The organism is Mesorhizobium sp. WSM4836 (assembly GCF_055811815.1).
Map to the genome: position 1 here is coordinate 1 of NZ_JBVVQF010000038.1, position 12557 is coordinate 12557.

The following is a 12557-nucleotide window of genomic DNA, read 5'->3' on the forward strand; positions in this document are numbered from 1 at the left end:
TGCTCAACCCGCGCCATACGGCGTAAAACCCGCCGAGGCTCTAACTGCAGCCGGATGAAAATTCAGTGGCAGGTCACGTTCGCTCAACTCTGCCGAATGGCACTCGTGGTAAAATCACGACGATGGTCACGTCAAACCGGAATGTCCGCTCTTGTGTGCTCGCAGCCCGAAGTTGCCGGTCCGATTGCGGCCCCAATGCGGTCATTCCGGAACATGCAAGCCGACTAAGTGGCGATTGGAAATCAATAACCACGCGGCCGCAATGTTCATGGTTTGTGCCTCGAAAGTCGCATAAAAGGGCAGTGCGGAACTCGAACATTCCGGCTCATTGTTTTTGCGGGTTCCGCTCGTGGAAGAGCTGGGTGGAGCAGAACCGTCGGCCTTTCATGAATGCGGATTTCCGCATCGCCTAGCCCGATTTGATCGATGACCGCCCGCGGTATCGTCGATGCGGAACCTTATCGAACCCGAGAGCACATTGCGCATGATGGACGAACGCGGCGATCTTTTATCCGCATTGAGAAATCTTGCATTTGACGGGATGCAGTGGTGCTACGCTTGCGGAGCCCCGGGGTGTCTCCACGCGGCAATCCTTCGTCGGGAGCCGATGCTACCGCCCAAGTTTCGCAGCACTGCGGGTGGCTATGTCGGATAAAACAGCATGAAGAAGCGTCCAACTTCCTGTTCGGCGAGCCCGGGTGCAATTCCTGATTCGGACAGTTGAACGAGAATTGTCTTGGCGATGCTGCGCCAGAAGGCATTCGCGTCCTCCCCGTTCTTGGAGTCCAGGACCCGGGCGATACCTTCGACCAGTTTCCGCCGCCGATGCAGCGGAAACGCCCTTACGTTTGAATTGCTCATCAACCACCTCGCGCCTCCAGTCTCCCGAATAAGCATTGGCCGGTCAGAAAATTTGGTTAACAGCGCTTTTTTGAACAGTAGTCAGGCTCGGTGGACGGCGCCGCATACAGCCACAGGTCGCCGCGGCATGGGCGAGTTCGAGTTCGGCGATGATGAGCCGCTAGGGATCGCGCAGGGAGTGGTTTGTGCAGGCGGGCTCTTGGACTTGATCAGAACCGGGCAAACCGCCATATTCCGATCTGGCTCTGCCGATTTCAGGTGGCCCATTCCATGACGAGGCCGATCCGGCCGAATCGACGCTCATTTATTTGATTTGCTGGGAGCGCCAGGTCGGGAGGAAATCTCCCGATTGTAGCGGGCGTCCTGTTCTTTCTGGAGGTGTCTATGAAGGACTGGAGGTGTCTATGAAGGATTCGTGCATTCCCGAGACAGTCTTGACGGCTATGTCAGAGGGGACCCACATCATCCGCGCTTATCGGGAGCACCTTGGGTATTCGGTTGAGGACCTGGCGGTGGCGTGCGGGCTAGCCGCTGAGGAAATCCAAAACATCGAGTCGGGTCTGAGGTACAACAAGGGCTATCGGGTTCGGATCGCGAGATCGCTGTCCCTACCTGTGGGAATTCTTGAGGCGGAGTCGGACATATTGGACGCTGCGTGATCAGCGGGTAATCCGCAAGTGAGTCGAATATCCGCTTTCTTGTGAGTGTAATCTGCGACTGATAGTCGAAGCATTGAACCATGCGCTTCCGACCAGATGAATGGAATGTTGGAGGGTGCTGCCGATATGCTTGATTGCCACACCGAGATGGTCGGCCGAGAATAGGCCCAAAGGACTGCGGGCCGTTGACCGGCCCCCAAAGTCACGTTTGCCTATCTTGCCCGCCTGTCGTCCGGCCGTTTTCTTTTTTGTCCCACGTTCGGTGGCCTGTGGCACATGGTTTATGGTTGCGCATTCGCACAGTCCCGCTCGACAAGCATTATGACCAGTCAGGATCATAAAATGGCAAATCCTCCACGCCGACCCACAAATCCGATGGCAGCCGCCGAAGCCGCCTTCAAGCCGATCAAGAAGCCGGCGGTGCCGGTTCGCGAAACGGCGGCTGCTCCAAATGTCAGAGAGCTTGTCTCGATCAGGATCGATAGGGCCGTGCTGGACCATTTCCAGGAAGATGGGCCGGGCTGGCAGGATCGGATAAACGACACCTTGCGGCGCGCTATCTCCAAAAACCGTCCAATGCGGATGGCGAACGATCAAACGACTACTGATCGGCACGGCGCCGATAGCGGCGACGCAGATGGAGTTGAAACGGAAGCGTAAAGCGTAAGCGATCGCGCACGTTCTGGACAACCAACAGCGCGTATCCTGGAATTTTTGCATCGAGCCGCGGCCGAACCCCTCTATGCTCCGTGGGCGGAGACCCGAATAGCATTTCGATTCGTACACACGGCCGACATTCACCTCGACTCGCCGCTGCGTTCGCTGGCGCTGCGAAACCCTGATCTTGCCGAACTCGTCGGAGACGCCAGTCGTCAGGCATTTGTCTCCATCATCGACCTTTGCCTTGCGGAGCATGTCGACGCCCTGGTGATTGCTGGGGATCTCTACGATGGCGATCAGACTTCGATGAAAACCGCCCGGTTCCTTGCCTCGCAATTGGCCCGCCTCCACCAGGCCGGTATCAGGGTTTTCAAAATCCGCGGCAATCACGACGCCTTATCGCGGATATCGAAACAGCTCGTGTTTCCCGACACTGTGACGATCTTCGGCGGTCGTCCCCAGTCCGTACTCCAAACAGCCGGCGGGGCTGGACGTTATGTTCCACGGATTGAGCTTCGCGAATCCCAAGGCGCCGGAAACCCTACTACCCAAGTATTCAGCGCCGCGGGAAGGGGCGGCCAATGTGGGCATCATGCATACCAGCCTTGCTGGATCACCCGGCCACGACGTCTACGCCCCCTGCAGCGTTGCTGATTTGCACGGCCATGGTTTTGATTATTGGGCGCTTGGGCACATCCACGCGCGTCAAGTCCATCCTGGAGCGAAAACGGTGGTCATGCCGGGAATGCCGCAGGGCAGGGACATCAACGAGGCAGGAGAGAAATCCGTCACTCTGGTCATGATACGAGATGACCGGTCCGTCGAGATCGAGGAAAGACTGACCAGTGTCGCGCAGTTCGAGCGGGTGAGCATCGATCTGACCGGCACTGTGGAATGGTCCGAGATCGTCGGCCGCGTCCGATCCGCCCTCGAAGATATGCGGGCTTCCGTCAGGTCCCGGCATGCTGTGGTCCGTCTTGGCCTGATGGGGGCGACGCCTTTGTCATGGGCGCTGATCCGCGACAGGGACTTGCTGCTGGCCGAAGCCGAGCAGGCGGCGGAGCAGACGGGCGACACATGGGTCGAAAAGCTTGAGCTTGACCTCGCTCCACAGAGCGCGGAAACACCCGACGGCATCGCTGATCCGATTTTCGAACTCGCCGAGTCCATGCATGCCGATGCCACGTCAGAGGCCTTCCGCGCCGAGGCGAGGGCGCTTGTCCAGAAGATGATCGCTGATCTGCCGCCGGACGGGCGCGATTTCGCCGGAAAGGACGAAGCTGGGCTGGAACTGTTCCTCGACAGGGTGCTTGCCAGTGGTGCCGACCTGGTCACGGCTCGCCTCAAGGCAGGTGGGGCGCAATGAGGCTCCGGCGCCTTGACCTCATTCGTTATGGAAAGTTCACTGACGGGACGATCGACTTCGGCCCAAGGCCTCAGGCCGGTCCCGACTTCCATATTGTGTTCGGGCTGAACGAGGCCGGCAAGTCGACCGCCCTTTCCGGTTACCTGGACCTGCTGTTCGGTATTGAGGAACGCAGCCGCTACAATTTCCTGCACGAATATAGCGCGATGCGTATCGGCGGGGTGCTCGAACTGGCCGGAACCGAGCGTAGCTGCGGGGCAGACGTCGGCAAGGAAGGTCGTTGCCGATCGACATGACCGGGTATCCTCGACAGGACGTTGCTATTGCTGGATTCGGAGTGAAATACGCGTCGACTGCGGGCAGATCGAGACAAGGACCGTCTGCTTCAATGACGAGACGATAGTCTATTACCTTGTGCCGGGCGGGAAGCTCGCGAAAGAATAACTTGAGGCGACAATTGAGAGCGACAACCCGCTTTAAAGCCAAAAAAGAAAAGTCGGCGGCCCATCTTTCAATGAGCATTGCCTGAACCCGCCGACCTGCGGATTGCCTGTGGCCCCGCGATTCGCAGCTTTGCCGGAACGATGCCATGCCGTCCAGCAATGTAGGCGTGTACAGTTCCAGGTGCGTATGTTTTCAAGAGTTCTGCCCTTAAACCTCCTGGTCAGCACTTGCGCGATCTGTGCTGCCCATAAGTTATGGGTGTAGCGGGCTTGAGCTGTCGCACAGGGCGAGCGGATCGGTCTCACGCGACCAAGGGATCAAGAAGCGCTTCGGTCTAAAGGGCGGCCCAGCAGCTTGGGTTAGGGGGGAGGCCGCTGGGCCTGACCAGCGAGCCTTCGGGGGGCGCTCGCTTGGCTGGTAATATTTTAGTAAAATCTAATGTAATCGAAACATGCGAACGAAGTACGAGTGACGGCATCCCCTTGTGTAGAACACGTAGGCGTTTATCCGCTACACGCTCTCAGCGACAACGGCCCAGCGTTCGGCGCCGCCGTCCGACGGGACCTCATGATGCCCGGATTCTAGGGCATGAGGTAGAGGTCGCCTATCCGTTCCACCCACTGTTCCGGCGGCCCGCGACTGCAGTTCGTGATCTTGAACTCGAGATGGATCAGCTCAATTCCGACAAGGTGCCGGCGCTGACCGAGGCCGACCGCGAGCGGCTCATAGCGCTCGGTCAGGACTTGATTGGGAGAGCCCCGGCACCACTCCAGAGACGCGCAAGAAGATCATCCGCACGGTCATCGCGGAGATCCTCGTCGATGTCGTCGGCGATAACCTGGAGCTGATCATCCACTGGCAGGCCGGTGATCATACCCGTCTGATGGTGAAGCGGAAGCGCGCCGGCCAGACGCGGTGGACTGCCGACGCGGAAGTGGTCGACTTGGTTCGCGCCCTGGCTCGCCAGATGCCTGATGAAACGATCGCCGCGGTACTCAACCGATCCGGTAAGACGACCGGGTATGGCAAGAGCTGGACACGGGGGCGTATCTGCTCCCTGCGCCATCAACATGACATCGCCGTCTATCGTGACGGCGAGCGCGTCGAACGCGGAGAGGTTACGCTCGATGAGGCGGCCGCAGCCCTGACCCTCAGCCAATCGACCATCCGCCGTCTCATCACCGAGGGCGCTCTCCCGACAGAGCAACATTGCAAAGGCACACCCTGGATCATTCGACACGCCGACCTTGAGCGAGAGGAGATACGCCGGCAGGCCGACTTACGCCGCTCACGACGGCCGCCACCCGACGAGCGCCAGCCAAATTTACTCGATCTTTCAACAGCATGACGGGATGAGCAGTATGAAGCACCATCGTCGGAGCCGGTGAAGAGCGCATTCTTGCGGTTCAGCGCAATGGGACGGCCTTGAGCTCGGGCAGGAGATGTTAGGGTGGCCGTTGACGATCCTGGTGAGGACATCGGCGAGATAGCCCAGCGGCTCAACGCCGCTGGCTTGCAGGTTCAATCAGCGAGGGCTTAGGAAACGGCCACTCCTAAAAGAGCCATTTGATGGCTCCCAGAATTAGCACAACGATTGCTGCCACCACATACTCCCGCCCCGGCTTAACCTGTGCACGAAATCGCGATGAAAACCGACAAGCCAGCAGGACGCCAAGCCCGCCGCCAAGCGGGGTTAGAACCTCGTCGATGAACTCAGCAGCACTCATTTTCTTAACCCCCCACTGTCAAATAAATAGTCGCCATCTTGGCCGAGCGTCTTCCTTCTGCCGTCGGCCGAATTCCTTCAGGCCGGCGAGTGACGCGCCAACATTTGCAGTCGAGCGTTCGCAATAGGCTGAATCAATAAGCCGTGCAATTCACAGTGTTTTTTACCGAAGCGGTTGCAAGTCATTGTTCGGCTGACTGTTTTGCATGTTGGCAAACGCCGCATCTGCCCTGGCAGATGGGCGGGACAAATCTCCGGGGAATCGACCTGGAGGCGCGGGCCGCTTACGAAGCCGATGAACACGAGGAAATGATCCGGATGTCCTGATGCTCAAGGGCAGACACTTGCGTCTGTGATGGGAAAGGGGACGGGCGCAATCTTAGGCTTTTGAACTTTTTGAGGGTTCGGCTTAGAGGGCTTATCCAAATTTTCGGCCGCTCGTCGGCGATGCCTCCCCCTGATAGTACAGCGAGGAAACAGCGGGGGAGGGCTACCGAGGAATTAAAGTGGTGAATGCTGCGAAGCAGTGCCGGTCTGCTTCGTGAAGTCATGGCGGCGCGCGCGAACATGTGCCAGCAAATTCACTTCATTGACGACCCCGGATTGAAAGAGAGACAGCGTGGTCGAGGCCAGAATCTGGCTGTCTACCGACGTGCTGTACGATTTGGCGTCGGCGGTTATCTGGTCGACAACCCGCTGGCAGATCGCTCGATCTTTAGGTCTAAGGAACTGACTTTTCGGTGCTTTTGGCATCTCGACGCCTTTAAAGGGGAAGTTACTTTGTCCCCCCACTCGACGGATGTGTGGGTCTCCGCGAAGTGAACCCTAATCGCATTCAGACAGATAGTTGCCATTCGTTTGAGTGGTGCCGACGTTCCGAAGCGAGCATGGAATCGAGCGCGGTTACGGTAGCCGGCTGTAGCGGCACGCCAGCGCACCCCAGCCAAGCGCGGCGCGCACGCAACGGGGAGTTAGCTCAAGAAACCATCTCCGAGACAATTAGTGGAGTTCCTGGTTACCCGCTGCAACTGATAAAACAGTTTCCCTGTCGATTAATTCTCAACGACCAGACTATCGTCGTGGGGAACAGTTAGCGCTCTCTCGCTGAGAACAGCGGCGCAATTCCATCAGAAAAGTACTGGCCGTCGCTGGGCGATTTCAGGAGGCTCAACTGCGAACGCGATCCAGAAAGGCAGCCGTGAGCGGCGCGATCTCGGGCAGTTTCTCCTCGAGTGCAAAATGACCGGTATCGAACAGGTGTAGCTCGGTCGGGCAAGTCACGCAAAAAGGCGTGTGCTCTAGCCTCAGTAAAAAACGGGTCCCGACGCCCCCATGTCGGCGGCTTTTGCTGGCGGAGCCACGCGTGCCAAATCGGGTAGAACTTAACGTTGTTCTTGTAGTCGAAAGCCATGTCTAGCTGCGGCTGTTTGCGGCCGGGCAGATCAAGAAAGTGCTGATCAAGGGTCCAGCCGTCAGGCGCGATATGTTGCGGGTCAGCGGCCCCACTCTCATACTGGAAACGGGTTCCCGAGAGCGTGAGCAACTCCCGTATTTTGGCCTCGGCCTGTTCCTCTTGAGGGCGAAGGGCAATGAAGGCGCGGGCGTCTTCCGATAAGCCTTCTTCGTAGGCATTGCCGTTCTGCACGACCACGCCCGCAACCCGGTCGGGGTGTCTGGTCGCCAGACGAAATCCGATCGGCGCGCCGAAGTCGAAGACGTACATGACAAAGCGACGCAACCCGATCTGTTCGGCAAAGCCTTCCGCAACGTCGGTTAGACGATCAAAGCTGTAGCTGAATGTGCCCCCGATGCTCGCTGGCGCGGGCACATCGCTGTAGCCAAAACCGGGATAGTCGGGAGCAACCAGCCCGCCAAGGGCGTCCATCAACCGGCGGAACTGGTGGGATGCCGAGGGGAGCCGTGTAGCAGCAACATGGGCGGTGCACTACTCGCCTGCTCCGGCAGCGTCTCACGGTAGAAAATACGTAGACCCTCAACGGATGCGTAACGGTGACGAATACGAGCAATTATCTTTGGGACGCGCTCCTCGCTGAGAAATAGTGAGAAGACATGTGCGACTATTTTTCCCGCATGGCTCGGCGGAAGTTTTGCGTGACCGGCTCGGCGAGGTAGGCGAGTAGGGTGCGGCTGCCCGTGCGGATCTGGGCCTCGCTCGACATGCCGGGCAGCAGCTTGCGGCCCTCCAACTTGGCGAGCTCGCTTTGGTTGATCAACACGGTAGCGGCGAAGTACGGAGTGTTGGTGCGCTCCTCCGTCAGGCGGTCGGCCGACACGGTATCCACGACGCCGTCGAGCGGCGGCAGGTTGTAGCGGGCGAAGACCGGGAAACTGACGCGCGCGACTTGACCGGGGGCGATTGTCTCGACGTCTTCAGGTCTGACCATGGCCTCGACCAGGAGTTGCTGGCCGAGCGGCACGACTGTCATCAATGTCTCACCGGGTTTCACGACACCGCCCGCGGTGTGGACCTTCAGGTCCATGACGATGCCGTCAACCGGTGCGACGACGTTGGTACGGGTAAGCACGTCCTTGGCGGAACGCTCCTGCTGTCTGAGGTCGAACAACTCCGCCTCGACCTTGCTCAACTCCTCGACGGCTTCGTTCAGTCTTACTGTGTTGAGATTCAAGATTTGCATGTCGATTTCGGCCATCGCGCTTCTGGCACGAGCAATTGCCGCGACGTTGGTAGCGCGCTCCCCTTCGACCACCCGCTGTTGTCGTCTGAGCAACAGGTTCCGCTCGCGGGTGGTCAGCCCCTTCTCGAGCAGACCCTCAAGGTCCTTGGTTTCACCTTCGATCGCCTCGATCTGCTTGTCCTCGGCGACGATAAGGCCCTGCAGACCGGTTATCTCTTCCTCGGCCTGGTGACGGCGCTGGCCGAGGATTTCCCGCTCGTCCTCCAAATTGTGGTGCTTCGCCGCGAACACGTCACGCTGTGCGGCGATCGCCTCCTTGGCGGCGGTGGACGGGTTGGCCAGCAACTGCGGATCAAACTCGATCTCGGCCTTGCCGTCACGCTCGGCCCTTAGTCGCGCGGCCAGCGCCTCCCGCGTTGCGATCCGGTTCTGGAGCAGGTCGAGCTGCGCCTTTGCCTGTGTGTTGTCGAGCCGGACGAGTACCTTGCCCGCCTTGACGATGTCACCGTTGGCTGCGTGCAGCTCTGCGATGATACCGCCCTCGAGGTGCTGGATAAGCTTGCGATCGCCTGACACTTTGACTATGCCCGGTGCCACTGCGGCGCTGTCCAATGGCGCCAGCGCCGCCCAACCCCCGGCCACGCCGAAGAACAGCAACATGACCGCGAACCCGGTGCACTTCACGCCCGTGAGACGCAGGGGTACCGGTTGCAGCAACGAGGGTGGCGGGACGGGGAACGGCACGACGTTCAATTCTGGGGAACGGCTCATGCTCCTTTGACCTCTTTGACTTCGTTGGCCTCTTTGACCACTTCGATGGTGGGCAGCTGGGCTGCCTTTGGCATCTGGGCCACCTTGCGGGCGCGGTTGGCGAGCTCGTTAAAGACATAGTCACGTGGACCAAATAGGTCTTGTGCGCCGTGGTTAAGCACCAACACCTTGTCAACCTTTTCCAAAATGCTTGGCCGGTGCGAGATCAAGATCAGGGTCGTACCTGCCTCTTTGAGCCCACCGATGACTGTGGCCAGTGCTTGCTCGCCCTCGTGGTCGAGATTGGAGTTCGGCTCGTCGAGGATAAGGAATGCTGGGTCGCCGTAGAGCGCTCGCGCCAGCCCGATGCGCTGGCGTTGCCCACCGGACAGCGCCGCGCCACCTTGACCGATCTCGGTGGCGTAGCCGTTCGGCAATCCCTTGATCAGTTCGTGGACTCCCGCCAACTGCGCGGCCTTGACCACATTGTTGAAAACCGCGGGGTTGAGCGACGCAAAACGAGCGATGTTCTCGGAGACGGTGCCGGCGAAGAGCTCGATATCCTGTGGCAGGTAACCGACGTGTCGACCCCGGTCCTCAGCCGCCCATTCAATGACACTCATTCCGTCAAGCAATGCGCGACCACCGGTCGGACGCCAAGTACCGGCCAACACTCGCGCCAGGCTCGTCTTGCCGGCCGCGCTCGGGCCGACCAACGCCATCGCTTCACCGGGCTTTAGTTGGAAGCTGATTCCTCGCAGGATCGGTTCGCCGCCCTGTCTGGCGAGCATAATGTTCTCGGCCTCAAACTTACCCTTCGGGCGCGGCAACGGCAGGGCCGGTGTGGCCTCCGGTCGCTGACCGGCCATTGCAACGAGACGCTTGTAAGCAGCCCGTGCGCCGATCGTCGCCTTCCACGTGCCGATCGCCTGTTCAACCGGGGCCAATGCGCGACCCATCAGGATTGCGGCGGCGATCATGATACCGGGTGAAGCCTCGTTTTTCAGCACCAGATAAGCGCCGAGGCCGAGAACGGCCATCTGCAGGGCCAGCCGGAAAGAGCGCGCGAACGCCGAGATGACGCTGGATCGGTTACTGGCGCGAGATTGTCCGCTGTTTGCCTCGTCCTGCTGGGCCTTCCAGCTCTCGAGCAGGGGATTCAACATGCCCATGGCCTGGACGACCTCGGCGTTGCGGATGGTTTGCTCGGCCTGCATGTAAGCCCGCGTTTGGGCGATTGCGGCTTCCGCCAGCGGCTTGCGGGTCAGATACTCGGTGAGCAACGCCAACGCGAACAGCACGATACCGCCGCAGGTTGCCAGCCAGCCCAACCAAGGGTGCATGAGGAAGATAGCTCCTAAGAAGATCGGTGCCCAGGGCGCGTCGAGGATCGGGTAGATGCTCGGGCTGGTGAAGAAATTCCGCACCTGGTCGAGGTCACGCAACGCGCGGGCGGTGATCTGACCGGGTGTCGAGGCGGCGTATTCAACCGATGCGGTCAGCAAAACCGGTGCCAACCGGGCGTTCAACCACGTCCCGACATTAGCCAGAAGACGCGCGCGCACTACCTCCAATGCCGCCATTGTAGCGATTGCCGTTGCCGCCATCAGCGACAGTGCTACCAACGTCTCCAAGCTGTGGCTGCCCAACACGCGGTGGTAAACCTGGAGCATGTAGAACGCGCCGGTCAGCATCAGAATGTTGATGCCGGCGCTGAACCAGATAAGCGGCTTGACAGCGCGCTTGACCTCTTTCATCACCGCCTGTAGGGCAGAGGGACGTGGCGGTTTCATCATGATATCTGCCCTGTGTGCGGGTTGACGCCTTGGTTTGTGCGCTAGACGCCTTTGATTTGAGCCGGTTTTAGGCAGGGTGTGCGATTGTCAAAGAGGAATGGGAGGCGGTGTGAACCGCCTCCCGACAGTGTCAGGCGACGACGTCGACCAGCAGGTGCTGGACGCCGGTCGTGTCCAGATCGCCGTCCTGGACGTTGACGGCGAAGTCGAGGTTTGCGCCAATCTGCCCCGAAGTCGCCTGGATGAATCCGATATCCGTGATCTTGAGGACGTCGTTGTCCACGGCCCCCCACGATTGCAGCGGGCCGGTTACCGGGCTGGCGCCCTCGATTCCGATGGTGTTGGGGTCGTCGGTCGCCTTGGTCAGGTCGATACCGGAACCTGTCAGCCCGTTGCTGGACTGCATGATCTGCATCCCCTGGATCGAGAAGTTCTCACCGGCGGCGGCGTTGTTGTAGTCACCCTTCTCGATAATCAGAAGTGCGTCGTTGTGGTCGAGCGTGAACTCCGTGTTGTAGGGCGAAGGTATCGTGTTGCCCTTGTAGAAGTCCGCGTTATCCACGACGATCGACCGCGTCGTGTGGACGTCGTCGAGGATGGACGCCGTACCCTTGTCATCGATCAGGTCAAGAACCACGATGAGGTTCTCGGCGTTCCCGATGCCGTCGAACTTGATGGCGATAGCGTCCACCTTGTCAGTGGGCACGATCTTCTCGGTACCACCACCATCGGCGTTGGGGTTCACGTCCCCGAGGATGTTCTCGTTGAAGAACCGGAGGGTGAGCAGTTCGCCCTTCTGGATCGTGTCACCGGCCACGCCGTTGGTCGACTGCGTGGCGGAGACCCAATCCTCGAAAGCGCTGGTGACGAACTGATTGTTGTCGAACGTGGTGTCACCGGCGATCGGTGCGCCGTCGCCCGTCGCGTTGAAGCCGAAGGGAGAGCCCGCGGGGTTCGAGTTCGCCGTGAACTGCACGTAGAACCCGTCAGTGTCCGTCGTGCCGTTGTTGGCGTCCAACTGCGTCACCACGAGTTCGGGGTGACCGGTGTTGCCAGCGGGTGCTTTCGCCGTCAACTCCGAGGAGTGGAAGACGTTGAAGCTGAACCCGTCAACCACGTCGTTCAGGGCGATAGAGTAGGTGCCGGCGTTCGGCCCCGTCTTGAAGAAAGTTAACGTGCCGCCCGCCGTCGCGTCCTGGACGCCCGCCGTGATCGGGTCCTTGTCGTAGTGGAAGGAGAAGGCGAACACTGCGGAAGCGGTGTCCTCCGAGGTGAGAGACGTCGAAATGTCGGTGATGTTCGGGTTGGCGGCATTGTCGACCGTCCCGACCAGTGTCAGCCGTTGAACACCGTTGCCGGAGTTGCCGTCAGAATCGCCAAAGTCCGAACCACCCGCCGTGTAGAACGCCGTCAAGTGATTGTCGGCGCCGATGTCGAAGGAGAAGAGGCCGGTAGCCGGGGTGTTCACGATGTTGTGCAAGGTTTCGTGCTGGATACCTACCGTGGCGGGATCGCCGTCGAAACCTTGGATTCCGGCTGTGCTCAGATCTTGGTCAACGATCGTCGGCCCGTCGTCCTGGAACTGGACGGCATCGCCGATGCCGGTCGAGTTGGTTGCGGTGTCGCCGTCGCCGTCGG

The 12557-nt window shown here is 59.8% G+C and carries 8 protein-coding genes and 4 pseudogenes; 5 read left to right on the forward strand and 7 right to left on the reverse strand.

Annotation, left to right across the window (positions count from 1 at the left end):
• Window positions 1–642: 642 nt before the first annotated feature.
• Window positions 643–861 carry a DUF6074 family protein gene (locus tag AC0L2P_RS29560; RefSeq protein WP_473506456.1) on the reverse strand — a complete coding sequence of 73 codons (219 nt, stop codon included), beginning with the start codon at window positions 859–861 and terminating at the stop codon, window positions 643–645.
• 443 nt (window positions 862–1304) lie between these two features.
• Between AC0L2P_RS29560 and AC0L2P_RS29565 the strand changes: the two genes are divergently transcribed.
• From AC0L2P_RS29565 to AC0L2P_RS29580, 4 genes and pseudogenes are all read left to right on the forward strand, one after another.
• On the forward strand, window positions 1305–1520 hold the full coding sequence (locus AC0L2P_RS29565; RefSeq protein ID WP_473506510.1) for a helix-turn-helix domain-containing protein: 216 nt from the start codon (window positions 1305–1307) through the stop codon (window positions 1518–1520).
• Window positions 1521–1862: 342 nt separating this feature from the next.
• Window positions 1863–2093, forward strand: a pseudogene (locus tag AC0L2P_RS29570) (BrnA antitoxin family protein); the annotation flags it as partial.
• Window positions 2094–2285: 192 nt separating this feature from the next.
• Window positions 2286–3546 (forward strand): annotated as a pseudogene (locus AC0L2P_RS29575) (metallophosphoesterase family protein).
• Window positions 3543–3791, forward strand: a pseudogene (locus tag AC0L2P_RS29580) (AAA family ATPase); the annotation flags it as partial. The pseudogenes AC0L2P_RS29575 and AC0L2P_RS29580, both read left to right, overlap by 4 nt.
• A 935-nt stretch (window positions 3792–4726) precedes the next feature.
• Here the strand turns inward: AC0L2P_RS29580 and AC0L2P_RS29585 are convergent.
• Entirely contained in the window at window positions 4727–5149 is a 423-nt protein-coding gene (locus tag AC0L2P_RS29585) for a hypothetical protein (RefSeq protein ID WP_473506518.1), read from the reverse strand.
• 18 nt (window positions 5150–5167) lie between these two features.
• Between AC0L2P_RS29585 and AC0L2P_RS29590 the strand changes: the two genes are divergently transcribed.
• Window positions 5168–5338, forward strand: coding sequence for a hypothetical protein (locus tag AC0L2P_RS29590; protein ID WP_473506512.1), 171 nt, complete (start codon window positions 5168–5170; stop codon window positions 5336–5338).
• Between the two features lie 879 nt (window positions 5339–6217).
• Here the strand turns inward: AC0L2P_RS29590 and AC0L2P_RS29595 are convergent.
• From AC0L2P_RS29595 to AC0L2P_RS29615, 5 genes and pseudogenes are all read right to left on the reverse strand, one after another.
• Complete coding sequence (locus tag AC0L2P_RS29595) at window positions 6218–6469, reverse strand: hypothetical protein (RefSeq protein ID WP_473506458.1); 252 nt, start codon at window positions 6467–6469, stop codon at window positions 6218–6220.
• A 337-nt stretch (window positions 6470–6806) separates the two neighbouring features.
• Window positions 6807–7601, reverse strand: a complete 795-nt coding sequence (locus AC0L2P_RS29600; protein WP_473506460.1) for an alpha/beta fold hydrolase — start codon at window positions 7599–7601, stop codon at window positions 6807–6809.
• A gap of 193 nt (window positions 7602–7794) precedes the next feature.
• The gene (locus AC0L2P_RS29605; protein ID WP_473506462.1) at window positions 7795–9144 is read right to left on the reverse strand and encodes an HlyD family type I secretion periplasmic adaptor subunit; all 1350 of its coding nucleotides are present in this window, start codon (window positions 9142–9144) and stop codon (window positions 7795–7797) included.
• Window positions 9141–10880, reverse strand: a complete 1740-nt coding sequence (locus AC0L2P_RS29610; RefSeq protein ID WP_473506464.1) for a type I secretion system permease/ATPase — start codon at window positions 10878–10880, stop codon at window positions 9141–9143. Before AC0L2P_RS29610 ends, AC0L2P_RS29605 begins: the two co-directional genes overlap by 4 nt.
• A 169-nt stretch (window positions 10881–11049) precedes the next feature.
• Window positions 11050–12557: pseudogene (locus tag AC0L2P_RS29615) on the reverse strand (DUF5801 repeats-in-toxin domain-containing protein); the annotation flags it as partial.